The sequence below is a fragment of the Arthrobacter sp. CAN_C5 genome (assembly GCF_017875735.1).
Taxonomy (GTDB): Bacteria; Actinomycetota; Actinomycetes; order Actinomycetales; family Micrococcaceae; genus Arthrobacter_D.
On the sequence record NZ_JAGGMZ010000001.1, the window covers coordinates 558,563 to 584,083 of the forward strand.

22 protein-coding genes are annotated in these 25,521 nt (G+C 66.4%); 10 read left to right on the plus strand and 12 right to left on the minus strand.

Annotation, left to right across the window (positions count from 1 at the left end):
• Positions 1 to 2 precede the first annotated feature (2 nt).
• Both H4V95_RS02745 and H4V95_RS02750 read left to right on the plus strand, forming a co-directional pair.
• Positions 3 to 1,499, plus strand: a complete 1,497-nt coding sequence (locus H4V95_RS02745; protein WP_209728635.1) for an ABC transporter ATP-binding protein — start codon at positions 3 to 5, stop codon at positions 1,497 to 1,499.
• A complete protein-coding gene (locus tag H4V95_RS02750; protein WP_196865470.1) occupies positions 1,496 to 2,299 on the plus strand; it encodes an energy-coupling factor transporter transmembrane protein EcfT in 804 nt (267 codons plus the stop codon). Before H4V95_RS02745 ends, H4V95_RS02750 begins: the two co-directional genes overlap by 4 nt.
• Here H4V95_RS02750 and H4V95_RS02755 read toward each other — a convergent pair.
• The 4 genes from H4V95_RS02755 to H4V95_RS02770 all read right to left on the minus strand — a co-directional run bounded on the left by H4V95_RS02755 (position 2,296) and on the right by H4V95_RS02770 (position 5,305).
• Entirely contained in the window at positions 2,296 to 3,582 is a 1,287-nt protein-coding gene (locus H4V95_RS02755; RefSeq protein ID WP_209728637.1) for an RNA polymerase sigma factor, read from the minus strand. The two genes, H4V95_RS02750 and H4V95_RS02755, sit on opposite strands and share 4 nt — an antisense overlap.
• A 47-nt stretch (positions 3,583 to 3,629) precedes the next feature.
• Entirely contained in the window at positions 3,630 to 3,968 is a 339-nt protein-coding gene (locus H4V95_RS02760) for a YciI family protein (protein WP_196865468.1), read from the minus strand.
• Positions 3,969 to 4,331 (minus strand): YciI family protein, encoded by a 363-nt coding sequence (locus H4V95_RS02765; RefSeq protein WP_196865467.1) that lies wholly within the window; start codon positions 4,329 to 4,331, stop codon positions 3,969 to 3,971.
• A gap of 89 nt (positions 4,332 to 4,420) precedes the next feature.
• Positions 4,421 to 5,305 carry an aminodeoxychorismate lyase gene (locus tag H4V95_RS02770; protein WP_209728639.1) on the minus strand — a complete coding sequence of 295 codons (885 nt, stop codon included), beginning with the start codon at positions 5,303 to 5,305 and terminating at the stop codon, positions 4,421 to 4,423.
• Positions 5,306 to 5,460: 155 nt separating this feature from the next.
• Here H4V95_RS02770 and H4V95_RS02775 point away from each other — a divergent pair, with 155 nt between their 5' ends.
• Positions 5,461 to 5,721, plus strand: coding sequence for a GlsB/YeaQ/YmgE family stress response membrane protein (locus H4V95_RS02775; RefSeq protein ID WP_209728641.1), 261 nt, complete (start codon positions 5,461 to 5,463; stop codon positions 5,719 to 5,721).
• On the opposite strand, the gene H4V95_RS02780 is transcribed toward H4V95_RS02775, so the two are convergent.
• From H4V95_RS02780 to H4V95_RS02790, 3 genes are read right to left on the minus strand one after another with little or no spacing between them, the layout of a single operon-like run.
• Positions 5,718 to 6,617, minus strand: coding sequence for an aminoglycoside phosphotransferase family protein (locus tag H4V95_RS02780; protein ID WP_209728643.1), 900 nt, complete (start codon positions 6,615 to 6,617; stop codon positions 5,718 to 5,720). The genes H4V95_RS02775 and H4V95_RS02780 overlap by 4 nt on opposite strands.
• 6 nt (positions 6,618 to 6,623) lie before the next feature.
• Positions 6,624 to 8,714, minus strand: a complete 2,091-nt coding sequence (gene pabB / locus H4V95_RS02785; protein WP_209728645.1) for an aminodeoxychorismate synthase component I — start codon at positions 8,712 to 8,714, stop codon at positions 6,624 to 6,626.
• Positions 8,715 to 8,739: 25 nt separating this feature from the next.
• Positions 8,740 to 9,357 (minus strand): LysE family transporter, encoded by a 618-nt coding sequence (locus H4V95_RS02790; RefSeq protein ID WP_196865463.1) that lies wholly within the window; start codon positions 9,355 to 9,357, stop codon positions 8,740 to 8,742.
• A 70-nt stretch (positions 9,358 to 9,427) separates the two neighbouring features.
• On the opposite strand from H4V95_RS02790, the gene murJ reads away from it, so the two are divergent.
• Positions 9,428 to 10,966 (plus strand): murein biosynthesis integral membrane protein MurJ, encoded by a 1,539-nt coding sequence (murJ, locus tag H4V95_RS02795; protein ID WP_312883923.1) that lies wholly within the window; start codon positions 9,428 to 9,430, stop codon positions 10,964 to 10,966.
• Positions 10,967 to 10,977: 11 nt separating this feature from the next.
• Here the strand turns inward: murJ and H4V95_RS02800 are convergent, their stop codons facing one another.
• From H4V95_RS02800 to H4V95_RS02810, 3 genes are all read right to left on the minus strand, one after another.
• The gene (locus tag H4V95_RS02800) at positions 10,978 to 12,159 is read right to left on the minus strand and encodes a hypothetical protein (RefSeq protein WP_209728647.1); all 1,182 of its coding nucleotides are present in this window, start codon (positions 12,157 to 12,159) and stop codon (positions 10,978 to 10,980) included.
• A 168-nt stretch (positions 12,160 to 12,327) separates the two neighbouring features.
• A complete protein-coding gene (locus tag H4V95_RS02805) occupies positions 12,328 to 13,791 on the minus strand; it encodes an NAD(P)/FAD-dependent oxidoreductase (protein WP_209728649.1) in 1,464 nt (487 codons plus the stop codon).
• A gap of 47 nt (positions 13,792 to 13,838) precedes the next feature.
• Positions 13,839 to 14,312 carry a MarR family winged helix-turn-helix transcriptional regulator gene (locus H4V95_RS02810; protein ID WP_196865460.1) on the minus strand — a complete coding sequence of 158 codons (474 nt, stop codon included), beginning with the start codon at positions 14,310 to 14,312 and terminating at the stop codon, positions 13,839 to 13,841.
• Between the two features lie 120 nt (positions 14,313 to 14,432).
• Between H4V95_RS02810 and H4V95_RS02815 the strand changes: the two genes are divergently transcribed.
• From H4V95_RS02815 to H4V95_RS02825, 3 genes are all read left to right on the plus strand, one after another.
• Positions 14,433 to 16,637 carry an efflux RND transporter permease subunit gene (locus H4V95_RS02815; RefSeq protein ID WP_209728651.1) on the plus strand — a complete coding sequence of 735 codons (2,205 nt, stop codon included), beginning with the start codon at positions 14,433 to 14,435 and terminating at the stop codon, positions 16,635 to 16,637.
• 186 nt (positions 16,638 to 16,823) lie between these two features.
• Positions 16,824 to 17,348, plus strand: a complete 525-nt coding sequence (locus tag H4V95_RS02820; RefSeq protein WP_209728653.1) for a hypothetical protein — start codon at positions 16,824 to 16,826, stop codon at positions 17,346 to 17,348.
• Positions 17,345 to 18,574, plus strand: coding sequence for an aminotransferase class I/II-fold pyridoxal phosphate-dependent enzyme (locus tag H4V95_RS02825; RefSeq protein WP_196865457.1), 1,230 nt, complete (start codon positions 17,345 to 17,347; stop codon positions 18,572 to 18,574). Before H4V95_RS02820 ends, H4V95_RS02825 begins: the two co-directional genes overlap by 4 nt.
• A gap of 150 nt (positions 18,575 to 18,724) precedes the next feature.
• On the opposite strand, the gene H4V95_RS18735 is transcribed toward H4V95_RS02825, so the two are convergent.
• The gene (locus tag H4V95_RS18735) at positions 18,725 to 19,618 is read right to left on the minus strand and encodes a DUF222 domain-containing protein (protein WP_312883924.1); all 894 of its coding nucleotides are present in this window, start codon (positions 19,616 to 19,618) and stop codon (positions 18,725 to 18,727) included.
• Between the two features lie 149 nt (positions 19,619 to 19,767).
• Here H4V95_RS18735 and istA point away from each other — a divergent pair, with 149 nt between their 5' ends.
• Both istA and istB read left to right on the plus strand, forming a co-directional pair.
• Positions 19,768 to 21,306, plus strand: a complete 1,539-nt coding sequence (gene istA / locus H4V95_RS02835; RefSeq protein WP_312883925.1) for an IS21 family transposase — start codon at positions 19,768 to 19,770, stop codon at positions 21,304 to 21,306.
• A 20-nt stretch (positions 21,307 to 21,326) separates the two neighbouring features.
• Positions 21,327 to 22,106 (plus strand): IS21-like element helper ATPase IstB, encoded by a 780-nt coding sequence (gene istB / locus H4V95_RS02840; protein ID WP_245345517.1) that lies wholly within the window; start codon positions 21,327 to 21,329, stop codon positions 22,104 to 22,106.
• Between the two features lie 51 nt (positions 22,107 to 22,157).
• Here the strand turns inward: istB and H4V95_RS02845 are convergent, their stop codons facing one another.
• The gene (locus H4V95_RS02845) at positions 22,158 to 22,715 is read right to left on the minus strand and encodes a DUF222 domain-containing protein (protein WP_245345544.1); all 558 of its coding nucleotides are present in this window, start codon (positions 22,713 to 22,715) and stop codon (positions 22,158 to 22,160) included.
• Between the two features lie 905 nt (positions 22,716 to 23,620).
• Between H4V95_RS02845 and dnaK the strand changes: the two genes are divergently transcribed.
• A complete protein-coding gene (gene dnaK, locus H4V95_RS02850) occupies positions 23,621 to 25,519 on the plus strand; it encodes a molecular chaperone DnaK (RefSeq protein WP_209728657.1) in 1,899 nt (632 codons plus the stop codon).
• Positions 25,520 to 25,521: the final 2 nt, after the last annotated feature.

Here is a 25,521-nt window from a genome sequence, read left to right on the forward strand (position 1 = left end):
GTATGGCCGAGCAAACGAGGGAGCGGGCAGCCGTCAGGATCGCAGCCTGCGGCTGGAGCTGGCGGCACGCCGGGCGCAAGAGACCAGCGGTCCAGGACATTGACCTGGTGGTCGAGCCCGGGGAACGGGTGTTGTTGCTCGGCGCGTCCGGTTCCGGGAAGTCCACCCTGCTGCATGGCCTGGCGGGCGTGCTCGGCGACGACGGTCAGGGCGAGGAGCACGGTTCCCTCACCCTCGACGGAAGCCCGCCCGGCCGGGTCCGGGGACGCGCCGGGCTGGTCCTGCAGGACCCCGACACGCAGATCGTCCTCGCCCGGGTGGGCGACGAGGTGGCGTTCGGGGCCGAGAACCAGTCCGTCCCCCGCACGGAGATCTGGGAGCGGGTGTGGTGGGCGCTCGACGACGTCGGGCTGGACGTTCCCCTGGACCGGTCCACCACCGCGCTTTCCGGCGGGCAAAAGCAGCGCCTCGCTCTCGCCGCGGTGCTGGCCATGCAGCCCGGGCTGCTGCTGCTGGATGAACCGACAGCCAACCTCGACCCCGAGGGTGTCCTGGAGGTGCGGGACGCCGTCGTCCGTGTCCTGGATCGAACCGGTGCCACCTTCGTGGTGGTGGAACACCGGGTGGCGGTCTGGGCTGACGTGGTGGACCGGGTGGTGGTGCTGGCGGCCGACGGCGGTATCCTCGCCGATGGCCCGCCGGGCACCGTCCTCACTGACTCCCGCACCCGCGAGCGGCTGGCGGAGGCCGGCGTGTGGATCCCCGGGCACCAGCCAGCCGTGCCAGGGCTGCTGCCGTCCCCCGGGGACCCGCTGCTGGCAGCCCGTGGGCTTTCGGTCGCCCGGACCAGGCGCGGTCCAGTGGTGCTCGACGGCGTCGACGTTGACCTGCAGGCGGGGGCGTCGCTGGGCATTGTCGGACCCAACGGGGGCGGCAAATCCACGCTCGCGCTGACCCTGGCCGGGCTCCTTCCGCCGCGGGGCGGAGTGCTTCAGGCCGCTCCGGCGCTCGCCCGCGGCGCCAGCACCAACCCCCACGCCTGGAAGTCAGCCCAGCTGGTGACCCGGATCGGAACCGTGTTCCAGGAACCCGAACACCAGTTCCTCACCCACCGGGTGATCGACGAACTCGAATTCGGGCCGCGCCGCCTGGAAGGCAGCGACGAGGCGACCCTCCGGCGGCGGGTCGATCCGATCGCTGAGCGGCTCAGGCTCACATCGCTGCTGCATGCCAACCCCTTCACGCTCTCCGGCGGTGAAAAGCGCCGCTTGTCGGTGGCGACCATGCTGGCCACGAACCCCGACATCCTGGTGCTGGATGAGCCCACCTTCGGGCAGGACGCGAACACCTGGGCGGAGCTGGTAGCCCTGATGGCTGAACTGATCCAAGGCGGTGGCAGCCTGGTGGCCGTCACCCACGACCAGGAGTTCACCGAGGCGCTGGGAAGCCGGCTGCTGCGTGTCGCCGATAGCCAGGCAGTACCGGAGGCGGCCTCGTGAGCGTTGATGTGCTGACGCCGCAGCTCACCGGCCGGCTCCTGCCGCGGGCCAACCCGCTATCCAAACTGTTCGCTGCGGTCCTGGTGACAGTGGTGGTGATGCTCAGCATCGACTGGGTGAGCGCCGCCGTCGTGCTGGGGAGCGAACTGCTGCTGCTCCCGCTGCTGGGGATCAGCGCCTGGCAACTGCTGAAGCGAACGTGGCCGCTGGTCGTGGCGGCGGTGGTCGCAGGTTATGGCACGGCCCTGCTGGCGGAGAAGACGGGAGCGGTGCTCCTGGAATTCGGTCCGGTGCTCTTCACCCAGGACTCGGTGAACTCGGGGATCGCTATCGGGTTGCGTGGGCTGGCCATCGCCCTTCCCGGTATTTTCCTGCTGACGACCACCGACCCGACGGACCTCGCCGACGCGCTGGCGCAGAAACTGAGGATGCCGCACCGGTTTGTGCTCGGTGCACTTGCGGGGCTGCGGTTGGTGGGTCTTTTGGTGGACGAGTGGCGGACACTCGGCCTGGCCCGGCATGCCCGCGGGGTCGGGTTTGAAGGCAACCCCGTGGCCCGGTTTCGAAACTTCCTGGGGCAGGGGTTCGGGCTGATTGTGCAGGCCATCCGCCGGGCCACCCGGCTGGCGGTGGCCATGGAGGCGCGCGGGTTCGGAGCAGGGGACCGCACCTGGGCGAGGGAAAGCACCTTCACCCGGCTGGACCTCTGGGTTTGCCTGGTCGGCGTGCTGATCGCCGGAACAGCGGTCACCGCCGCGGTGCTGGCCGGGACCTGGAACTTCCTCCTCGACGCCAGTTAGCCGGAGGGCTCGTTGCCCCGGCCCGCCTGTTCGCCGACCTCGGCGGCCCGACGCCGGAGGTGGTCCCGTTCTGCAGCATTACCGCAGAGTGCGATCGCGGCGTTAAACGAGGCAGCCGCCTCCGGTGCCCGACCCGCGCGTGCCAGAAGCTCGGCCCGCACCGCGGGAAGACGATGGTGGTGGGGGAGCCGTTCTTCCAGCCCGGCCAGCAGCGCGAGACCTGCCACGGGGCCTTCGTCCTCCAGCACGGCAACGGCGCGCGCGAGCCGCACCACGGGGGAGCCGGTCAGCGCTTCCAACTCGGAGTACAGGGTTGCGATCCGGTGCCACCGGGTGTCGGCTGCGCGGGCCGCGACAGCATGCTCGGCGGCGATCCGGGCCTGGAGCAGGTACTCCAACGCCAGCCCCGATGTTCCCGGGGGAACCCTGCCCAGCAGGTCCAGCCCGGACCGGATCTCGGCGGTATGCCATCGGGTCCGGTCCTGGTCCGGGAGGAGCACCAGCGAGCCATCGGCTGCTACCCGGGCGTCCCGCCGCGAATGCTGGAGAGTCATCAGGCCGAGCAAGGCGAGGACCACCGGCTGGTTGGGGAGCAGGTCATCGAGCAGCCGGGCCAACCGGATCGCCTCGGCAGCGGACGAGGTGCGCACCGGGTCTTCACCGGTGGCCGGAGCGTACCCGGCGGTGAAGACAAGGTAGATGACGGCGGCCACCACCTCCAGCCGTTCGGCCAGCCGGTCCGCTGCCGGAAGGGTGAACGGAATCCCCGCCGCCGCCACCTTCTTCTTAGCCCGGGTGAGCCGGGCGGCCATGGTCGACTCCTGGACCAGGAACAGGCGGGCAATCTCGGTGACACTGAGGCCGTTGACGAACCTCAGTGCAAGGGCCGCCCGGGCATCGGCGGAGAGCGCCGGGTGACAGCAGGTGAAGAGCATGCGCAGCCGCTCGTCGGGTATGTGGCCGCCGGCGTGGATTGCCTGAGCGGCGTGGGCTCGCACTTCGGTGTCGACCACCATGAGCGGTTCCCGCCGCCGCGCGATTGCCTCGGCACGCACCTGATCCAGGGCGCGACGCCGGGCGGCTGTGAGCAGCCAGGCCGCAGGGGAGTCGGGGGTTCCGTCCCGCGGCCAGGTGCGGACCGCCGCAGCGAACGCTTCGGCCAGCGCATCCTCGGCGAGGTCAAGCCTGCGGAACCGGCCCACCAGCAGGGCGAGGAGCCTGGCCCAATGGTCCTGCCAGGCCCGCTCGAGGGCAGCGTGTGCGTCCCCGGACGGAACCGGCATTGGTGTGCTCCCTGGTATTCGGTGATGGACCGGTTCTCGGTGATAGATCAGTATTCGGTGATGGGGCGCAGCTCCACCGTGTACTCGGGGAGCAGCTTCACCAGGTCCACCGCGACGTCGAGGTCCGGAACGTCCAACACGTAGAAACCACCCAGCTGTTCGGCGGTTTCAGCGAACGGCCCATCGGTCAGACTCACCTGATCCCCGCGTCGCCGCACGGTGGTCGCTGTCGAGACGGCGGCCAGCGCTTCCCCGGCGATGATCGTCCCTCGCTGGCGGGCTGCCTCTGAGAAGGCATCGTGTTCGCCCATCCACTGTTCCTGTTCGGCTTCGGTGGCATTCGCCCAGATCGACTCGTCTTGGTAGAGAAAGACTGCGATTTTCATCTAGCTGCCCTCACTGGGTGGGATGGTGGCCCGGATCTCGGCGGGCCCGGTGGTGTCGGCCAGCAGCTCACTGACCAAATGCGCAAGGGATTCGAGGTTGTCAGTTTCCACCAGGTAAAAACCGCCCAGCTGCTCTGCCGTCTCGGTGTAGGGCCCATCGGTGATGCCGACGCTGCCGCCCCGCACAATCCTGGCGGTCCCGGACGGCTGCAGTTCCGCGCCTCCGGTGATCTTGTGCCCGTCCTCGCCGCAGCGCCGGGTGAATTCGTCATGGCGTGCGAAGGTCTCGGCGCGTTGTGAGGGTGTCGCGTCGAGCCAGGCGCGCTCGTTGTCGTGCAGCAGGATGATGTATTCAGTTCTCATCTGAAAGCTCCTATCGTGTCCTCCGAAGGCGCCCTGTTGCGCCGCTCATGTCCATGACGGCTCACCCGGGCGGAAATCGACAACCGGCGTCAGGATATTTTCGCTACCAGTGCCGACAGTTCCTCGGTGAGCTCGGGCGGGGTGGGAAGCTGTTGTCCGTCGAGCGAGTTGACTGGGGCGAGCAGCCGGATACTGGAGATCAGCCAGACGCCGTCGGCGTCGTACAGCTCTGCGGGGACCAGCGGACCGTACCCGAGTTCCCACCCGGCAGACTTCGCCACCTCGAAGAGCGCACTCTGCGAAGTTCCGGGCAGGATACCGCTCTCCAGCTGGGGGGTCAGCAGCGTCTTCACGCCGTCCCGGACCCGGGCCAGCAGGACCGTGGAGGTGGGACCCTCCAGCACCTTGCCGTCGGAGGAGGTGAAGATGACATCGTCGGCGCCATGGGCCTGCGCGTACCTGACCGCGGCCATGTTGACCGCATAGGAAAGGGTTTTTGCGCCCATCAGTAGCCACGGAGCCCGCTGGGCCACCGTGCTGTCATACCCCCGGTCGAGGAGCAGCACTGCCAGCCCGTCCCGCCGCTGCCGCCGGGTCTTCTCGGGGACCGGCGCCACCTGCACCCAGGCGGTGGGCGTCGTGGCCCCCTCGACCCCGCGGGTCACTACCAGCTTCACCGTCAGCTCGGTCTCCGGCAGAACGTCAGCACCCGCCGTGTACTCGTCGAGCGCTGTAGCAATTGCCCGCCGCCATGCCTCCTGTGGGGGCAGGTCAAGGTCCAGCGCCCGCGCCGAGGACGCGAGTCGGTCGAGGTGCGCCTGCACTTTCCGGGCCTCACCGTTGAGGGCCAGAAGCGACTCGAAAATGCCGTCTCCGCGCGTCGCGCCAAGGTCGGTGGCCATGATCTGCGGCTGGGTGGCGTCGGCCACGCGACCGTCGTCGTAGGCGGGATCAAGGAATACGAGAACAGTCATGGGATCAGCTTAGTTGGGTACCTGCCGACGGCGACGGCGGCGCACTGGCCGGTTTCACTGGGCAGTGCGCTCCCGATAGAATTTCATCAGTAGTGTTACCAAATGGCACTTTTTCCCGCCGGAACGGGAAAGCCCCCACAGAACGGATTGTTATCGTGATCGGATTCATCGTCGCTGGACTCATCATCGGCGCATTGGCACGGCTCATCAAGCCAGGCAAGCAGAACCTCAGCCTCCTCGCGACCCTGTTGCTGGGTCTTGCCGGCTCGGTGATCGGTGGAGTGATCGCCAGCCTCCTGGGCACCGGGCAGATCTTTGAGTTGAACGTGCTTGGCTTCGTCGTCGCGGTCATTGCCTCCGTACTGCTGATCGGTGTGGCCGAGGGCATGAGCGGCCGCCGGAAGGTCCGCCGCTAAGGCTGTCCCTGATGGTCCTTCAGCACTTCGCTGATCACCCGGCGGGTGGCTGACTCCCCGTCGGAGCCGGTGCCGATGCATTCGACCAGGGTGATGAGGGCCTTCCACAGTGCCCATCCCCGGGCCCGCGCCCAGGTCCCGTCATCGAGGCGCACCCGGTCGCGGAACACTTCCCGGCCGGATTGGTCCAGGAGGGTCCAGGCGATTGTCAGGTCGCAGGCCGGATCGCCGACCGCGCAGCAGCCGAAGTCGATCACCGCGGCCAACCGGCCGTCGCTGTCCACCAGGAGATTCCCCGCCGCTACGTCGCCGTGCACCCAGACCGGGGGCCCGGTCCACGGCGCACCCAGGGCGGCTTCCCAGACCACCATTGCGGCACCCCCGGGCAGCACCTCCCCCAGGTCGGCGATCGCAGCACGGGTCTCCGCGTCGTAGGTGGCCAACGGTCCGCCGCGGTGTAAATTGTGTTCACCCGGCAGGGGAGCACCGTTCGTCTCGATCCGGTGCAACGCCCGAAGGAAGTCTCCCAGCGAAGCGGCGCAGTCGGCCAGATCCACCGAGCCGGTGTCGCTCGCAGCAATGCCGTCGATCCACCGGTAGACCGACCAGGGCCACGGGTAGTCGTCGTCGGGGGCGCCCTGCGCCACGGGTTGGGGAATCGGCAACGGCAGCTCCGCGGCGAGCATCGGGAGCCAGCGGTGCTCCTTCATCACCTGGGGGGCGTAACCCGCGGCACTCGGCATCCGGACCAGGAACTCGTCACCGAGCCTGAACGTCCGGTTGTCATTTCCGCCCGGCAGCACCTCGGACACCGCCAGCCCGGCCCAGTGGGGAAATTGGCCGGCGACCAACCGGGTGACCAGCTCCACCGACAGTTCGGGTGCGTGAGGTGCCATGAGCCGTCAGCTGTCCGGGAAGTCGGAGCCGAGACCGGACAACACCCCGAAGGCTTTGGTGCGGACTTCCTCCCACTCGTCGGCGGGATCGGAATCAGCGGTGATTGCTCCGCCGACGCCCAGACTCAGCCGGGTGCCGCCGTCGTCGTCCTCCAACACCAGGGTGCGGATCACGACGGCGAGGTCCGCCGCCCCGTTCAGGGAGAAGTAGCCGACGGCGCCCGAATACACTCCGCGCGGTGCGCCTTCCAGCTCATCGAGGATGGCCATGGTGCTGATCTTGGGCGCCCCCGTCATCGATCCGGCAGGGAACGCTACCGCCACGGCCTCCGCGCGGGACACCCCCGGACGCAACTGGGCATCAATGGTGCTCACCATTTGATGAACGGTGGCGTACGTTTCGATCTCGCACAGCCGGCTCACGCTCACACTGCCCGGCACCGCGGCGTGGGACAGGTCATTGCGCAGCAGATCAACGATCATGACGTTCTCGGCGCGGTCCTTCAGGGACGTCCGCAGGTCCTCCCGGAGGGCGAGGTCGGTCGAGGGATCCGGTGAACGACGGCGGGTCCCCTTGATCGGCTCGGCACGCAGTGCACCGTTGGCGCCGAGGCGGAGGAACCGTTCCGGCGAGGTGCTGGCGACCGCGAAACCGGGAAACTGCAGGAAGTGGGCAAAGGGTGCCGGGCTGGCCGTCCGCAGGGACAGATAGGTGGCCAACGCGTTCACCGGTGCCGCGGTGCGGGCGCGCAACGCGGTGGTTAGGCACACCTCGTAGGTGTTGCCCTCCCGGATCTCAGCCTGCGCGCGCCGGACCTTGGTCAGGTAGCCGGCCCGGGTGTCCCGGGCGGTGAAGACCGGTGCGGGGTGCCCAACCGGGGCAGTCTCATCTTGGCTGGCAGCCTCATCTTGGTTGTTAGCCGGGGCTGCCAACGGTGTGGAGGCCGCCTCGACCGCTCGGCGTGCCGCAGCGGCCCAGCCCCGGGCTTCCTCATCGCGGCCGGGACCGGCCAGGGTGAGCAGGTAGGTGACCTCCTGCTCATGGTCGATGACGACCGCGCGTCCGGCGAAGAGGAGCGCCGCATCAGGGAGGGAGCCAGCCGGCGCCGAGCTGCCGCCGGTCTCGCGTTTGAGCTCGTAGCCCAGGTAGCCCAGCCAGCCGAGGGTGAAACCGCACTGGTAGTCGGCGGGGGTCGGCACGGAGCGTCGGCCCCAGGTCCCATCCAGCCAGCGGAAGAACGGGCCGGGAATGCGGGCGGTGACCGGGCCCGAGACAACCTCCGTGGTTCCCGCGGTGTGCCGGGCCAGCTGACCGAACTGGCCGCCGTTGTCGGCCAGGATACTGAACCGGCTCCGCCCGCCGCCGCCCGGCGTCGAGTCGGAACTGTCCAGCCAGAGAGCGCACGCCGAGCCGCCGTAGAGCGCGGCGAAGAGGGCGCCACCATCCGGTCGCCCCGGCAGGCGCTCCACCTCCAGCGTTACCGCGCGACGCTGTGCCCGCTCCACGGCGAGCAACGTCCCGCACTGAGGCAACCCCGTGAGGGCCAGCCGGACCCGCTGGGGTGAAGCCGGATCCTGGTGGCCGTCCACCACCAGGTCGGCGGTCCGTTGCGGCTCGTCACGGTCGAGCCAGGACTGCTCCTGCCGCGCCCAGCGCTCCCAAAAGGGGGCGAACGTGTCACCGTCGCGCTTCAGTGCGCTGGTGCGCCTGACCGCTTCGTTGGCGTGCACCCAGATACTGACGTCCAGGAATTCCAGGGCCGCCCGGCAGGCCGCACCCACTCCTTCAACGATGACAACGTCGGCTGGCTCGGTGCTGTGCTCCGGGCCGTCGTCGTCGGTGGTCCAGTCCCAGGCCCGCCACCGTGCGGTACGACCAGCGGCGAGTGGGGTGAGCACCCCCGCAACGTAACGATCCATGCCGGCTTCCAGACCGTCCCAGCCTGGGTAAATGTCCTCGAGATGGAACAGGCTCACGGTGTGATGCTCGCGGAGCAGGGCGGCCAGCTCGACGGCGAGAGTGGTCTTGCCGGCACCCGACCGACCGTCGACGGCGATGATCAACGGTACGACGGCGGTCCCGGCTTTGGGTGCCATGGGCGGCGGATCCTTCGAGGTGGCGTCAGGCGACGGCGAGCAGGATGCCCACGGCTACAAACAGTAGGCCAAAGACGCGGTTAAGAACGATCTGGCCCCGTGGATTCTGGGTGAACCGCCTGAAGGATTTGGCGGCGGCAGCATAGAAGAACCACATGACGAGCACGTCGATGGCCACCACGGTTCCCGCCAGGACACCGTACTGGCCCAGCAACGGTTCGCTGGGCCTGATGAACTGGGGAATGAACGCGAGGAAGAACACGATGGCCTTCGGGTTCAGCAGGTTCACCCACAGGCCGCGCCGAAACAGCGAGAAGGCACCCTCGGCCTGGCGAACGGCAGCCTCTTCCTCAAGGTCGGGGGTCTGGAGCAGTTTCCGGATCCCCAGGTAGACCAGATACGCGGCGCCACCGAACCGGATGACGTTGAATGCCACCGGTGAACTCGCGACCAGCAGCCCCACGCCCGCCGCCACCACCGCGATGTGCACCAGGAGGGCCACCTGCTGCCCCAGAATTCCCCACATTGAACGGCGGAACCCCACCGTGAGCGAGTTGCTCATGGTGTTGACTGCCCCCGCACCGGGGCTGAAGCTGATGAGGGCCTGCGCTCCCAGCAGAGCCAGCCAGACGGAAAAAGTCACCAGATGATTCTACGGCGGTGTGGTGCCGTCCGGTGCGGGCGATCCCGGCCACGAAATGTATCGTCATAGGGTGACTAGGCCAGGTATTCGCAGGGCAGCCCTGCTGGTGACCGGTCTGACCGCTGTGTCCACCCTGTTCGGCTTCGTGCGCGACGTCGTCATCGCTGCGGTTTTCGGGGCTGGCGCCGCACTTGACGCCTACCTGGTGGCCCAGGGACTGATGAACATTGTCCTGGGCCTGATCGCCTACGCGATGGCCCGGGCGGCAATTCCCGTCACCTCCCGTGAGGCTGCCGAGGAGGTCGATGGCTGCCGGGGGCACCCGGGCTTCGACACCGCGATCACCGTCACCATGATTGTGCTCGGTGTGGGTGGCGTGGTGATGAGCATCTTCGCAGGACCGGTCACCGCGGTCATCGCCCCAGGGTTCGACGGCGCCCAGGCGGAGCTCGCCGAATCGCTCACCCGGATCGTGCTGATCGCCACCGTGCTGATCGCTGGCACCGACCTGCTGGCGGCACTGTCACAATCTCACGGACGGGTGGCCTGGTCGGCCCTGCAGGGTGTGCCGTTCAACATCATCATGATCGGTGCGGCTGGCCTGTTCGGGCCTACCTACGGGATTGCCGCACTCGCCGTCGGATTCGTGGTCGGCTCGGGAGCACGCCTGCTGCTGCAGCTGCCACCGCTGTTTTCCCTGGGCACCCGGGTGCGCCCCCGGCTGAACCTGCGCGACCCCGGGTTCCGCGAAATGGCACGGCTGATGCCGCCCATGCTGGTGGGCAGCGCCATCGGCAACATCAACACGCTCGTGGACCGCGCCGTCGGATCCACCCTGGAGGAGGGCGCCATCACTGCCCTGTCCTACGGCTGGCGGCTCGTCAATCTTCCCGAAACCCTGATCATCGCCTCCCTGCTGGTTCCGCTCTACCCGGCGCTGAGCGCCTCCTCGAAGAACATCGTCGAAATACGCCGGTTGGTGGGACGGGGGCTGGCGGTGGCAGTCAGCGTCCTCACACCCCTGTGCGTGGTGATGATTATCGCCGCCCAGCCACTGGCGGAGGTGGCCTTCGGCCGCGGCGCCTTCACGGGTGATGACATCACCGCGACGGCGACCGCCCTGGCCTGGTACGCGCCGGCACTGCTGGCGCTGGGCTGCCGGCAGGTGGTGGTCAGCACCTCCTACGCGATTGGAGATGCGCGGGCCCCGGTAGTGGTGGCGGTGATTGCGATGGTCATCAACGTGGTCGGTGACATCCTGCTTGCCCCGCTGATGGGGATTGCGGGCATCGCGCTGGCGACCACCGCATCGTTGGTATTCGCCGCCCTCGCGAACAGCTGGCTCCTGCGACGTCGCCACCAGGGTCTTGATCTGGGGGCTGCGGTGGCCTTGCTGGCGCGGGCACTGCTCCTCGCCGCCGTGGCCGGCGCGGCTGGAGTGGGAGCGCTGGCACTGATCGACGGCCAGCCCGCGATCATTACCGGTGGGGTAGCAGCACTCGTAGTGTGCGGCGTCTACCTGTTGGGTCTGATTGTGCTGCGCGCGCCCGAACGGCTCCTCGCGCTCGACATGGTCAAGTCAGTGGTGCGGAAGGGCCGGCGGGGCTAACTGGCGACGGCTCAGGTGGTTGCGGCGGCTGGTTTCGGTTTGCGGTCCACCCGACGAAGCCGCGCCGAGGCGAGGTGCAGGGTGGGCCCGGGGTCGCGAAGGTCCCACACACTGTGGACGCCCTGGCTGGCCCACCGCAACGTGTCCACGACGTCAGGGATCCGGCCGCCGCGGCGTTCGACGCCGGCCCGCCGCAGGTCCCCAGCGGTCCAGGCATAGCGCTTGCCCACCGCCGCGTCGGGCAGGCTGTCGACTTTCTCTCCCAGGACCAGCCGTCCCCACAGGTCGGTCAGGCCCGGCCGGGCAGCGTTGGTGAGGGCCATGGATCCGAAGAACCGGCCATTGAGGTCGATGAGGTGATGGGTGCCGTCGTCGTCAATCAGGAACTGCAACTCCACCAGCCCCCACCAGCCGAGGTCGCGGAGCAGGGACTCCGCACGGGCGGCCAGGTCCTCGTCCACGGGGACCGTCTCTGCCCGGGTGGATACGCCGTTGGGGGTGGGCCAGAGGCGGGAGGTCACCTGCTGCACCCGCCCATCGAGGTGGCCGTCATGGAAAACGCCGATCAGCGCGCCCAGATGACCCTTGACGGGTTGCTGGAGGATTGGTTCGGCCCCGGATTTCCGGATCCGCTCGATCTGCGGTCCGGCGGAAACGGTGTCGGGAAAGAGCTTCGCTTCGATCCGGTGCGGACGGGTCTGGCCGTGTGCCCAATGGGTCAGGCACTTGACCACCACCGGCCCCTCCCAGTCCGCAATGGCCTGGGCTGACGCCGGAACGGTTCGCGGTGCTGCAAGACCGGTGCGGTTCGCCCGGTCGGACAACCCCACCTTGTTCAGCGCGGCATTCACGACGTCAGCCGACGGGTGGGCCACCCGGGTCGGAATATCGTCACGGTAGGTAGCGAGCGCTGCCATCCAGTCGTCGCCGCCGCCAAATACGACGTCGTAGGATCCTGCAGCCACCGCGCGGCGTACACCTTCGATGAACCCTGCACCGTCCCGCCGCGGCCGGGGCACCACGTGCCGGGCCGAGACGGCGCCCGATGCGCCCAGCATGCCGCCGCCGTCGGGAGTCCCAACACCCACCAGCCAGCCGGACTGGCGCAGTGACCGGACTGCAGCGAGCGCACCCCTGTCCCGGCTGGTGCTGATGACCAGGGCTCGGCGCCCCTCGTGGGTTTTGTCTTTCAAGCTAGCCTCAAGAATTGTGAGCGCCGGCACCGATGCTCCACACCGGTGCGGTCGCTCGTGTAGATCAGAATCTTTGGTTGACTTCCACTGTACTGTCGTGACCGCCGCGGCCCCGTTTACCTGACCCGCCCGGCGTTTTCCCGTCAGGCTCCCGTCTGCCGGTGGTTCCTACTGCTCCTCAAGGACGGCCATGGCCGCGCTGTGGCGGCCATGGAAGATGTTGCCCCCGGTGAGCCCAAGGGCCTCCTCCAGGTCAAGGGTGGTCTTCGTCTCAATGCAGGGCCGGCCGTCGCCGTCGAGCAGGACGCAGTCCTCGATCGGTTCTGCCAGCACGCTGTTCAGTGACGCCAACACGGCGGCCTGCAGCTCGGCCCGCACTGTGGCGTGGTCGGCTCCCACCGTCAGCCGGTGTGGGGTCTGCAGTGAGAAGACGGTCAGGGTCTGCGCGCCCGATGCGCGGAGCGAGTCCGACAGGATCGACGGATCCGCCAGCGAGTGGCAGTAGATTTCGATCGGGAGCGGGGACGGGATCCGGCCCTGCTCGGCCTCCGAGTAGGCGGTATCAAGCTGTGAGTACAGTTCGTTGATGTGGAAGGTGCCCCCGAACGCCTGCTCGGGTTGCACCGTCGGGTCCTTGAGCCGCGGCAGCCGGGACAGCAGGAGATTGACTTTCACCTGCGCACCCTCAGCCGCGGGGGCAGTGGTAGCGAACCCTTCTGCTCCCGGGCCGCCCATTAGCCGGCCCAGCACCGCGGGCGTGACGTTGGCCAGCACATGCCCACCGGTGACGTTCAGCACCGGCCCCTGAACACCGGACTCCCGGTAATGGACTACGCCGTTCGGCGCGACGGCGGTCACCTCGGCCTGGGTGCGTATCACCACCCCCGCGGCCAGCGCCGCGCGTTCCAGCGCGCCGCTGACGGCACCCATCCCGCCGACGGGAACATCCCAGTCGCCGGTGCCACCGCCGACCACGTGATAGAGGAAGCACTTGTTCTGCTGCAGGTCCTCATCGTGGGCGCGGGCAAAGGTGCTGATCAATCCGTCCGTGAGGAGCACCCCGCGGACCAGATCGGTGTCCACGGTCCGCTCGATCACCTGGCCGAGGGGCTGATCGATGAAGTCGTTCCAGATCCCGTCGTCGCCCACCAACTTCCTGGCCTCGGAGCGCCGGAGCAGCGGCCCGGTGACGGTGGGCCAGAGCTTCTCTGCCAGGACCGCGGTGCGGGCGTAGAAGGTGTTGAATTTGTCCGCGTCCTCACCTGCACCCACCCGGCGGAAGCTGTCCCGGGTGGCCTGGTGGTCCTCGTTGTCGATCAGTAGCCCCGTCTCGCTCCCGGGCAGCGGGGTGTAGGAGGAATAGCGTCGGCGCACGAGCGTTAGGTCCAGGCCCAGATCGTCGATGATCTGTTGCGGGAACAGGCTGACCAGATAGGAATAGCGGGAAATCCTTGCGCCGGTGCCGGGGAAAGGTTCCGCCGAGACGGCAGCTCCGCCCACCTGGTCCTGGCGCTCCAGCACCACCACCGACCGCCCCGATTTCGCCAGATAGGAGGCGGCAACCAAGCCGTTGTGTCCGCCACCCACCACTACTACATCGAAGTGCTCATGTCCGCCTGATGTGTGCTCCATTCACTGAGCGTAGCAACTGCGCCTACTCGGCCGGAGGGCAACTGCGACTACTCGGCCGGCGGACGGACGACGTCGTCCCGTGCGGCGATGGTTGCTGCGGTGATCTGGCGCATCATGTCGGCCAGGAGACGCTGCTCCTCTTCGGAGAAGTTCTTCAGCGCGCCGCGGATATGCCGCCCCAACGGGGCAAAGAGTTGTCCACCCGTGAGCATCGCCTTCTCGGTCATTTCGAGATGGACCTGGCGCCGGTCGACATCGCTGCGCGAGCGTTTGACGTGGCCGGCATTATCGAGGCGGTCCACCAGGGCCGTGGTCGCGGGGGAGCTGAGGTGCAGTTCGGAGCGCAGCATCCCGGGGGTGACGGTCATCCCCGCGCGTGCAGCGCCCATCATGACCCCGAGCGCGTTGAGGTCGGTCCGGTAAAGCGAGTCGCGCGCGCTGACAGCATCCACGTAGCGGTCTGTTTCCACGGTGAACTGCTGGAGCAACGCCATCAGTTCGGGCTGGGAATTCTCTGCCATCGTTACTTTCACCTCGTCGGTCCAACAGTTGCAGCAAAGTCAACTCTAGTCCGTCTACCCAATTATCTCCATGATGGATATAGTCTCCTTTAGAGATAAGTACTTTGAGAGGCGTTCATCATGCACAGCAAGTGGTTACGGGTCCTGCTCCCCGCCGTCGTCGTCCTGATCTGGTTGTTAGGAGCGGCGTTTGGTGGCCCGACGTTCGGCAAGCTGGAGGAGGTCTCCAGTAATGACCAGGCCTCCTTCCTGCCGGCCAGCGCCGAGTCCACGGAGGCAGCGGAATTGCAGGGGCAGTTCACCGATTCGGATGCGCTGCCAGCGGTGATCGTGGTGGAGTCCGAAACCGAGATCCCGCCGACTGAGCTGGGAGCCTACGAAGAGTTGGCGACGTCTCTTGCCGCGGTCGAGGGTCTGGAACCACCCGAGGAGGGCGCTCCGGCAGTCGTCGGCCCGGTACCGTCCGAGGACTCGTTCGCCATCCAGTACATCGCCTTCGTGGCCGACGACGCCGAGCTCGGGGAAGTTGTCGAGGAACTGCGTGCTGTGCTGACCGCCGAAATCCCGGAGGGCACCACCGGCTATGTCACCGGACCAGCGGGTTTCGCCACCGATCTGGTGAGCGCTTTTGCTGGAATCGATGGACTGCTCCTCGGGGTTGCGCTCGCCGCCGTCTTTGTCATTCTGCTGGCCGTCTACCGGTCGGTGATCCTGCCGTTCCTGGTGCTCCTCACCTCGGTGTTCGCGCTCGCCACCTCGATCCTGCTCGTCTACGCATTGGCAAGCTGGGGGTGGATCCAGCTGAGCGGCCAAAGCCAGGGCATCCTGTCGATTCTGGTCATCGGAGCGGCTACCGACTACGCGCTGCTGCTCGTTGCAAGGTACCGGGAGGGGCTGAGCGAGTTCGAGTCCAAGTGGGATGCGATGCGGGTGGCCTACCGCGGTTCATTCGAACCCATTCTGGCCTCGGCGGCGACGGTCATCATCGCGCTGTTGTGCCTGCTCTTTTCCGACCTGAACTCCAACCGGAGCCTCGGGCCGATCGCGGCGATCGGCATCCTGTTCTCCCTCGCCGCTGCACTGACCCTGTTGCCCGCGTTTCTGCTGCTCTTTGGCCGCGCAGCCTTCTGGCCCCTGCGCCCCAAGGCTGGCACGCACCACGTTCAACCCGAGGGGGTCGAGGTCACTGGCCTGGAAGGTCTCCGCGGGATCTGGAAGAGGATCGCCACCCTTGTCTCCCGCCGGGCGCGCACCGTCTGGATTGCCTCATTCCTGGTGCTGGCCGCTGGCTCGCTGGGACTGTTCCAGCTGCAGGCGAACGGTGTGCCACAGTCAGCCCTGATCCTGACGGAATCCAATGCCGTGGACGGCCAGGATGCGCTGGCACGCCACTTCGACGCCGGCTCCGGCAGCCCGGTCTCGGTCATTGCCCCAGAGCAGGACCAGGATGCAGCCCTGGAAGTGGTGCAGAACCAGGCAGGCATTACCGACGCGGCACTCACTGTTGAATCACCCGAACCCGGGAGCAACGTCGTCGTTCGCGACGGCAACGTCCTGATCACTGGAACCCTTGAGGCACAGGCGGACTCCGAGCAGGCCGAGGACGTGGTGCGCGAACTACGGACCGCGCTCGACGACGCCAGCCCGGAAGCGCTGGTGGGTGGGGTGACCGCCATTGCCATCGACACCAATGACACTGCGCAGGCGGACCTGGTGAAGATCATTCCTATTGTGCTGGTGGTAATTCTGCTGATCCTCATGCTGCTGCTGCGCTCGGTGGTCGCTCCGGTGCTGCTGATCTTCAGCGTGGTGCTCTCCTATGCGACGGCGCTGGGCGTCTCGGCACTGGTCTTCAACAACCTGCTCGGGTTCGAGGGTGCTGATGCATCCGTTCCGCTGTTCGGTTTCGTTTTCCTCGTGGCGCTGGGAGTGGACTACAACATCTTCCTGATGACGCGGGTGCGGGAGGAGTCCCTGCGGATCGGCACCCGACCGGGGATCCTGCGGGGTCTGGGCGTGACCGGTGGCGTGATCACCTCGGCGGGCGTGGTCCTGGCGGCGACGTTCGCGGCCCTCGGCGTCATCCCGATCCTGTTCCTGGCCCAGATCGCGTTCATCGTGGCCTTCGGTGTCCTGCTCGACACGCTGATTGTCCGGTCGCTGCTGGTGCCTGCACTTGCGTACGACATTGGGCACCGCATCTGGTGGCCGTCGCGCCTCGGCCGGACAGCCGGACCGGGGCACCGGGCGGGTTCGTCGGGCACTGGGCTCGCGTCCAAGCCCAAGGAGCGTCAGCGCCGGGCCGAACCGGCTCACCGCGGGTAACCCCTTGCCTTCCGCCGAGCGGTGAGAGCTGGCGGGCCGAAACGCCCCGGGCACGCTCTCTCACCGCTCGGCTGGCGGGTTCCGCGCGGTCTGGGCAGGCCTTTACAGAGGCGCGGTTGAGGGCCATTGTGGCAGCACAGCCTCCACTGATTCAGCGCGCTGCAATCCGCCAGCCGAGGAGCCATCATGAATGATCTGGAGAACCGAAGCGAAACTGACGAAACCACCCCGACCGCGTCGGAGCAAAACCGCGCGCTGAAGGCCAGATATCGGGCCCTGTGGGCCCTGGGTGATTACCCTGCGCTGGCCGCCGACATCATTCCTACTCTTGGCGCCGTGCTCGTCGAAGCCGCCCGGGTGCAACCCGGCGACAGGGTGTTAGATGTTGCCGCCGGAACCGGCAACGCAGCCATCCCCGCGGTGCTCGCGGGTGCCAGCGTGGTCGCCAAGAAGCTGGTGGGGGAGCGCGTCACCACCATTGAGGAGCCGAAGGCCACCCTACGGGTGGACCATTTCAGCAGTGCCGAAGGGTTCCGTGACTACTTCAAGACGAGGTATGGCCCCTATATCGCCGTGTACCGCAATATAGGGGACGACGTCGCACGCGTCTCGTCTCTGGATCAGGCGCTCGTGGAAGTAGCCCGAAAGTATGCGCAAAGCAACAGAGACATTGAATGGGACTACCCGATCCTGACAGCCAAGGTCCAATGAACACGTCGGTGGCGCGCACGCCGGGATCACGGTCGCCTGTCTCAGATCGAGCCGCCGCCATCGAGGGGGTCCTGCCCTACCGGCTGCTGAATAAGTTCTTCACGTCGTCGCCGTGGGCCAAGCGGAAAAATGAACCGGATATTTGCGATCTGACCTTCGGCAACCCGCACGAAATGCCGCAGGACGCCTACGTTGAGGCGCTCCAGGAGGCCACATTCCCGCGCGACGACCAGTGGTTTGCCTACAAACAGAACACCCCCGAAGCGCAGGAAGCCGCGGCGTCGTCCCTTGAGCGCCTCCTGGGGGTGCCCTTCCGGCCCGAGGATATCCACCTCACCACCGGCGGGTTCGCTGCGATTGCCCTAGCTCTGAAGGCTGTGGCAGATCCTGGCGACGAGGTGATCTACAGTCTCCCGCCGTGGTTCTGTTACGAGCCGATCGTGGTTGAGGCGGGCCTGGTGCCCGTGAAGGTCACGGTCAATCTAGAGACCTTTGACCTCGATCTTGACCAGATTGCGGCTGCCATTACCGTTCGCACCCGGGCAGTCATCGTCAATACGCCGAATAACCCGACCGGTCGGATCTATCCCGCCGCTGTCCTGCAGGGTCTTGCAGCGGTGCTGGAGGAGGCTTCGGCTCGTATCGGGCGCCGCGTCTATGTGATCTCGGACGAACCGTACAACCGCATTGTGTTCGACGGTGCCCGCTTCCACAGTCCGGTCGAGTTCTATCCCCATACTCTCCTGGCGTACTCCTATGGGAAGACCCACCTGTCGCCCGGGGAGCGGATTGGATACCTTGCGTTGCCGCCAACTTTGCCGGAGCGGGACGGGCTGGTTGGTGCGCTTGCAGCGCTTCAGCTGGCGATGGGGTGGATCTACCCCAACGCGGTGCTGCAGCATGCCCTGCCGAGGCTTGAACGGTTCTCCATCGATGTGGCTTCGCTTCAACGCAAACGGGATCGGATGGTCGACGCGTTGCGGGAGATGGGCTACAGGGTCAGTCGTCCGGAAGGAACGTTCTATCTCTTTGTGGGATCTCCCGACCCGGACGATGAGGCGTTCGTCGCTTCCCTGGCCGACCGGGGTGTCCTGGTTATGCCCGGCGCGTTGTTCGAGACCCCTGGTTTCTTCAGGATCTCCCTGACAGCCAATGAGGAGATGCTCGAACGAAGCCTGCCGGTATTCGCCGCCGCCATCGACCGGTCACCCAGCACCGCTGACTAGATGTATTCAGCCAGCCAGCCAGCTAGCAAGTCGGTCAGGCGGCCAGGCAGCTGGCAAGTCGGTCAGGCGGCCAGGCAACGGGCTGCCTCCCGGTGGTTCATTGATGGGTTGACCGATCTGCAGCGCTGGTTGAAGCCGCGGTGACCTCTATCAGAAGGGTGGCGGGTCGTCTTGCGGGGCCGGTGGTGGGTCTGGTCGGGTGAGGTAGGTTTCGCCCATGGGTGAGATGGCGATGATCATTCCGGGTTCGGGTTGTCGGTAATGCCAGTAGCCGTCGGATTTGAGTTTGTGGTGGCGTTTACACAGTGCTGCCAGGTTGCCGTAGCTGGTTTTCCCGCCTTGTGACCAGGGCGTTGTGTGGTCGAGTTCGCAGAACACCGCCAACCGGTTACACCCCGGGTGCCGGCAGGTCCGGTCCCGCACTCTGACTGCGTCCTGGAGGTCTTTGGGGACCCGGTAGGTGGTGGCGTCGGCGCCGAGTCTGGCACCGGTGAAGGGGTGGGTGAGGATCCTCGTGAAAGATGGTGCGTGACCGGCGAGCTTCCTGGCAGTGTCGGGGTCGATCGGCCCGTACCCTTCGAGTTCACCCGGGGTATCCCCGCCGAGGAGGGTCATCACGGGGACGGTGACGAATACCTTCGCCTGCACACCCCAGTAAGCACCTGCACCACCACGGCCGACCTGCCCACCCAGCCCAGCTAGGCTATCAAGCCCTTCGCTCATCACGTGCGTCCCATCCGGGCTATCGGGGCCATCCGGTTCGCTGGCACCGTCGCCGTTGAAGTCATCGGTGGCGGGTTGTCCGGTGCTGGGGCCATCGGGGCTTACGCTCATGTGGCCGGTGGCGCCTGCGCTGGTCAGGACATCGGTGAGGACGTCGGCGCGTAACTGGGTGAGGGTCCGGGGTTCGTCGGGGCCTTGGAATGCGCGGGCGGCGGTGTCTACGCGGTGGAAGATCCCGGCAGCCTGATCAACGGGGAGGTAGGCTTCGAGCCAGGCCATCCCGTCATAGGAAGGGGTCAGGAACACCCCGCGTTCCTTCACGGCTCTCTTGTGTGGGTATGGCACTCTGAAATGGCCCCACTTAGGGGACTTTTAGCCGTTTGAAGTGGCCCCACCCTCGACCCGCCCGTAGCGTTCTTTTTGTCGGCCAAGACGAAGAGATCGGAACGGGTTTGAAAGAGAGATCGAGAGTGAAGCAATTCGAGCGTATCCGCCTTGATGCGAGGGATAAAGATATGTCGGTCAGAGAGTTGGCACGGGTGCACGGCGTTCACCGCCGTACCGTCCGGGCCGCGTTGGCGGAGGCCACGCCGCCGGCACGGAAGACGCCGGAGCGGAAGGCTCCGAAGCTGGGGCCCTGGGAGGACACCATCCGGGCCTGGTTGACCGCGGACCAGAAGTCACCGCGCAAACAGCGCCACACGGCCCGCCGGATCTGGCAGCGGCTGGTCGATGAACACGGCGTCGTGGTTGCCGAGTCCACGGTCGCCCACGCTGTGGCCAGGATCCGCCGCGGGCTCGTCGACACGCAGGCTGACGTCGCGGTCCCGCAGACCCACACCCCGGGCGGGGAAGCCGAGGTCGATTTCGGCGAGTTCCAGGCCGTGATCGGCGGCGTGCAGGCGAAGCTGTTCATGTTCGTGATGCGGCTGTCCTACTCCGGACGCGCCGCGCATGTGGCCTACGCGAACCAGTCGCAGGAGTCCTTTCTGGACGGGCATAACACCGCGTTCGAACGCTTCGGCGGGATCCCGGCCAAAATGATCCGCTACGACAACCTCAAACCCGCTGTCACCACCGTGATCCTGGGCCGTGAACGGCTGGAAAACGAACGCTTCATCGCCCTGCGCTCCCATTACGGGTTCGACTCGTTCTTCTGCCTGCCCGGCATCGACGGCGCCCACGAAAAGGGCGGCGTCGAAGGTGAAGTCGGCAGGTTCCGCCGCCGCTGGCTGACCCCGGTTCCGGAGTTCGATACCCTGGCCGGGCTGAACGCGTATATGGCTGGCTGCGATGTCAAAGACGACCACCGCGTCATCACGGGCCGCCCCGTCACCGTCGGTGCCGCGGCAGCGGAGGAAGCCGGCATGCTTCGGCCGTTGCCGGCGGACACGTTCGAGGCCGCCTCGACGTTCTCGTTCAAGGCCGACCACAAGTCCCAGGTCTGCGTCCGCCAGTCCTACTACTCGGTCCCGGCCCGCTATGCCGGGCGCCGGGTCAGCGTCCGGCTCGGTGCCCGCACCATCGAGATGTTCGCCGAAGGCGCCCGGATCGCGTCCCACGTCCGGGCCATCCACAAGTATTCCTACGTCCTGGAACTGGACCACTACCTTGAGGTCCTCACCCGCAAACCCGGCGCCCTGGCCGGGGCAACAGCGCTGATGGCCGCCCGCGCCTCCGGGGCCTTCACCGGAGCCCACCAGAAATACTGGGACAGGGCCCGGGCCGCGCTCGGCGACAAGGCCGGCACGAAGGCCCTGATCGAGGTCCTGCTGATGGCCCGGACCCTGCCGGCCGCCGCGGTCACCGGCGCCATGGAGAACGCCGTGAGGACCGGGGACTTCGACCCCGATCATCTGGCCATCGACGCCCGTGCCAGCCAGAGCTTCCACCACGTCCCGGCGGCGCTACCTGATGAAGTTTCCGGACGGATCAGGCACCTGCCCGACCGCTGGGAGCCCTCGCTGGCCGGCTATGACGGGCTGCTGGCCGCGGCGGGCAGCCGATGAGCGCCGGGCAAGGACCGTCCATGGGCCAGCTCAGTGAGCCCGCCGCCGCGGCGGCGATCGGCGCAGCCTGCAAAACCCTGTATCTGAGAGGCACCGCGCAGGTCGCCGGGTCCATGGCAGCCGAAGCCGCCCGGCAGCGCCTCAGCCACCAGGCCTACCTCGCCGAGGTCCTGACCTATGAATGCGAGGAACGCGATAACCGCGCCCGGGCCCGGCGGATCAAGGAAGCGAAGTTCCCTCGCAGCAAACGCCTCGAAGACCTGGACCTGGCCCAGATCCCTGACCTGCCGCCGGCGACCCTGACACACCTGGCCACCGGCGCGTGGATCGATGCCGGGGAACCACTGGTACTCCTCGGCAATTCCGGGACCGGGAAAACACACCTGCTCATCGGCCTGGGCATGGCCGCCGCCGAGCAGGGACGGCGGGTCCGCTACATCACCACGGCCGCGCTGGTCAACGAACTCGTCGAGGCTGCCGACAACAAGGAGCTATCAAAGCTGGTGGGCAAATACGCGCGCCTGGATCTCCTTTGCCTCGATGAGGTCGGCTACGTCAAGCTCGATACCCACGGCGCCGAGCTTTTGTTCCAGATCATCACGGCCAGGGAAGAACGGGCGTCCATCGCCTGCGCAAGCAACGCCCCGTTCAGCGAGTGGGGCCAGACGTTCACCGACCCGCGCCTCGCGGCGGCGGTCGTGGACCGGCTGACCTTCCGCGGCCACATCATCAACACCGGCACCGATTCCTACCGGCTGAAAACCACCCAACAGACCATCAACAAGTCCCGGCAAAACTGACCGGAACACCAACAGGGTGGGGCCAAAACAAGCGGCGAACCCGGGGCCAAATCAACTTGCTATTCCCAGGTAGGCTTCGAGCCAGGCCATCCCGTCGTAGGAAGGGGTCAAGTACACCCCGCGTTCCTTCACGGCTCTCTTGTGCCTGGTGGTGATCGTTTCGGGGTGGAGTTTTTCCCGGAGCCGGTTCGCCTGCTGCCGAAACTTCACCACAGTGGTCAGGGACGCCATCCCGATAAGCCGAGCCTCGAACTCGGCTGTCGCTGTGGGGTCGGTGTCGGGGATGCTGGTCGCTTCCTCCACGACGGCCCAGGCGTGCCGCCGGCTGAGTTTCCCGGCCTCCAATGCCTCCAGGGTGGCCGGGTAGTACCGGGTGAGCAGGGTGCTGTGTTCGACCAGGAACCCCGCCGTCCGGTCCGGCAAATGCAACGCCGCCCCAATTTCAGTGGCGGTGAGCGTTGCTTCGTAACCCCAACCTCGGGGGTCGTGGCGGGTTTGCTCGGTTTGCAGGTTCAGGACCCGGGTAACAATCTTGGCTTCCTGGGCGTCGAGCCAGGACCGTGCTTCGTCGATGTCTTTCAACGTGTCCAACGCCTGACAGGCATCCAAACCACCCACCGCCGCCAGTTGAAGCTGCCCAGTCAGTGCGGGAGGTGCACTGCTGGAACGGACCCGTTCATCCGGGTCGCCTCCCAGGTGAAAGGAACCCCACGATTCAGAGAACAACCACGCCGAATCAGACTCTGCTGATTCAGACTCAGTGGATTCTGACTCCGGAGAATCTGCATCGTTCGGATCAGCCTCAGCCGGGTCCGTGTCGGTCGTGGGCACCGGCGCCTCGATGACGGGGGCCGTCCACACCGACTCGACACCCAACGGACCAGCCGGCCCATACCCCGAGGAAGACCCTGTGGACGCCCCTGCGGACGTATCCGAGGAAGACCCTGTGGACGCCCCCGTGGACGTCCCCGTGGATGTATCCGCGGTCCCGCTATCGGAGGCGGAATCCGCGCCAGAATCGGGGGACGATCCCGGTCCGGGAGAAGAAGCTTCACTGCTTTCCATACCTCAATTCCATCATCCGGCACTGACAAAATAAGGGGCGATCGAGGGGCTCTCAGGAAACTTTCTTCTACTAATTTTCGGCGTCGAGCATTGTGCCCGCGGGGCCCCCAAGAACCGTGCCCGCAGGGCCCTCAGAGACACGAGACAGACCGGACCGTCCGATCCCTCCGAGATACAAGGTCATCCTCCACCGCACCCACGGGCGCATTCGCCAGGGGCCGAGGTAAGTCGTTCTCTCACGGCTGAACGCCCGGGATCCCAATGAATCCGCGGACAACTCCGACGTTATACAGGAACTTGAGTCCACTCGACTCAAGTTAAATTTGACTCTCCCCCCACCGAGAGTACAGTTGAGTGAAGAACGCTCAAGGTCCCGCTTTCAGACGAATAATCGTCAAACAAGGGGTCGAGTGATTCCCCTCATTACGGGCTGTTGAAAGGAAATACGCATGTCACGTGCAGTAGGTATTGACCTCGGAACCACCAACTCAGTGGTTTCCGTACTCGAAGGTGGCGAGCCCACCGTTATCGCCAACGCTGAAGGCGCACGGACTACGCCCTCGATCGTTGCATTCTCCAAGGGTGGCGAAGTACTGGTTGGCGAAATCGCCAAGCGTCAGGCCGTCAACAACATTGATCGCACCATTGCCTCCGTCAAGCGCCACATGGGCACCGACTGGAACGTCAAGGTAGATGACAAGAACTACACCCCACAGGAAATCTCCGCGCGCATCCTTCAGAAGCTGAAGACCGACGCCGAGAGCTACCTGGGCGAAAAGGTGACTGACGCCGTCGTCACCGTTCCCGCCTACTTCAACGACGCCGAGCGTCAGGCGACCAAGGAAGCCGGTGAGATCGCCGGGCTGAACGTCCTGCGTATCGTCAACGAGCCAACCGCTGCAGCACTCGCTTACGGCCTGGACAAGGGTAAGGAAGACGAGCTCATCCTCGTCTTCGACCTTGGCGGCGGCACGTTCGACGTCTCCCTGCTTGAGGTCGGCAAGGACGACGACGACTTCTCCACCATCCAGGTGCGCTCCACCTCCGGTGACAACCGCCTCGGTGGCGACGACTGGGATCAGCGCGTCGTTGATTACCTGCTGTCGCAGGCCAAGGCCAAGGGTGTCGATCTGTCTAAGGACAAGATTGCCCTGCAGCGTCTGAAGGAAGCAGCCGAGCAGGCCAAGAAGGAACTCTCCTCGGCCAGCTCCACCAACATCTCCCTGCAGTACCTCTCCGTCACCCCCGACGGCCCGGTCCACCTGGACGAGCACCTCTCCCGTGCCAAGTTCCAGGACCTCACCAAGGACCTGCTGGACCGCACCAAGAAGCCGTTCAACGACGTCATTGGCGAAGCCGGCATCAAGGTTGCTGACATCGACCACATCGTGCTCGTGGGTGGTTCCACCCGCATGCCAGCCGTCGTCGAACTGGTCAAGGAACTGGCCGGCGGCAAGGAGCCCAACAAGGGCGTCAACCCTGATGAGGTAGTCGCCGTCGGCGCCGCCCTCCAGGCCGGCGTACTGAAGGGCGAGCGCAAGGACGTGCTGCTCATCGACGTCACCCCTCTGTCCCTCGGGATCGAAACCAAGGGCGGCATGATGACCAAGCTGATCGAGCGCAACACGGCCATCCCCACCAAGCGCAGCGAAACCTTCACCACCGCTGACGACAACCAGCCATCGGTGGCCATCCAGGTCTTCCAGGGCGAGCGCGAGTTCACCCGGGACAACAAGCCACTGGGTACCTTCGAGCTGACCGGTATTGCGCCGGCTCCCCGCGGCGTGCCGCAGGTCGAGGTCACCTTCGACCTCGACGCCAACGGCATCGTCCACGTGTCCGCCAAGGACAAGGGCACTGGCGCCGAGCAGTCGATGACCATCACCGGCGGCACCGCGCTGTCGAAGGAAGACATCGACCGCATGGTCCGCGAAGCCGAGGAGCACGCAGCCGAGGACAAGGAACGCCGCGAGGCAGCCGATACCCGCAACGGCGCCGAGCAGCTGGCCTACTCGGTCGACAAGCTGATCGCCGACAACGCTGACAAGCTGCCCGAGGACGTCAAGACCGAGGTCCAGGCCGACGTCGACGACCTCAAGAAGGCGCTGGAAGCCAACCCCGAGGAAGCCGGATCGGTTGACGCGGTCAAGGCAGCATTTGAGAAGCTGCAGGCTTCCCAGACCAAGCTCGGCGAGGCAATCTACGCAGCGGCACAGCAGGACGCCGCCGCACCGGGAGCCGACGCCCCTCAGGAGGGGACGACGCCGGGCGCCGACTCATCCTCGAACGACGAGGACATCGTTGACGCCGAGGTAGTCGACGAAGACGACACCACCGAAAAGAAGTAGCC

What these genes read in the sequence shown, in the direction of transcription:
- H4V95_RS02825 (WP_196865457.1), top strand. Translation starts at nt 17,345, where the DNA reads ATGAACACGTCGGTGGCGCGCACGCCGGGATCACGGTCGCCTGTCTCA.
- H4V95_RS02810 (WP_196865460.1), bottom strand. Translation starts at nt 14,312, where the DNA reads ATGGCAGAGAATTCCCAGCCCGAACTGATGGCGTTGCTCCAGCAGTTC.
- H4V95_RS02805 (WP_209728649.1), bottom strand. Translation starts at nt 13,791, where the DNA reads ATGGAGCACACATCAGGCGGACATGAGCACTTCGATGTAGTAGTGGTG.
- istB (WP_245345517.1), top strand. Translation starts at nt 21,327, where the DNA reads ATGGGCCAGCTCAGTGAGCCCGCCGCCGCGGCGGCGATCGGCGCAGCC.
- H4V95_RS02765 (WP_196865467.1), bottom strand. Translation starts at nt 4,331, where the DNA reads ATGAGAACTGAATACATCATCCTGCTGCACGACAACGAGCGCGCCTGG.
- H4V95_RS02780 (WP_209728643.1), bottom strand. Translation starts at nt 6,617, where the DNA reads ATGGCACCTCACGCACCCGAACTGTCGGTGGAGCTGGTCACCCGGTTG.
- H4V95_RS02755 (WP_209728637.1), bottom strand. Translation starts at nt 3,582, where the DNA reads ATGCCGGTTCCGTCCGGGGACGCACACGCTGCCCTCGAGCGGGCCTGG.
- H4V95_RS02760 (WP_196865468.1), bottom strand. Translation starts at nt 3,968, where the DNA reads ATGAAAATCGCAGTCTTTCTCTACCAAGACGAGTCGATCTGGGCGAAT.
- H4V95_RS02815 (WP_209728651.1), top strand. Translation starts at nt 14,433, where the DNA reads ATGCACAGCAAGTGGTTACGGGTCCTGCTCCCCGCCGTCGTCGTCCTG.
- dnaK (WP_209728657.1), top strand. Translation starts at nt 23,621, where the DNA reads ATGTCACGTGCAGTAGGTATTGACCTCGGAACCACCAACTCAGTGGTT.
- pabB (WP_209728645.1), bottom strand. Translation starts at nt 8,714, where the DNA reads ATGGCACCCAAAGCCGGGACCGCCGTCGTACCGTTGATCATCGCCGTC.
- H4V95_RS02820 (WP_209728653.1), top strand. Translation starts at nt 16,824, where the DNA reads ATGAATGATCTGGAGAACCGAAGCGAAACTGACGAAACCACCCCGACC.
- H4V95_RS02745 (WP_209728635.1), top strand. Translation starts at nt 3, where the DNA reads ATGGCCGAGCAAACGAGGGAGCGGGCAGCCGTCAGGATCGCAGCCTGC.
- H4V95_RS02770 (WP_209728639.1), bottom strand. Translation starts at nt 5,305, where the DNA reads ATGACTGTTCTCGTATTCCTTGATCCCGCCTACGACGACGGTCGCGTG.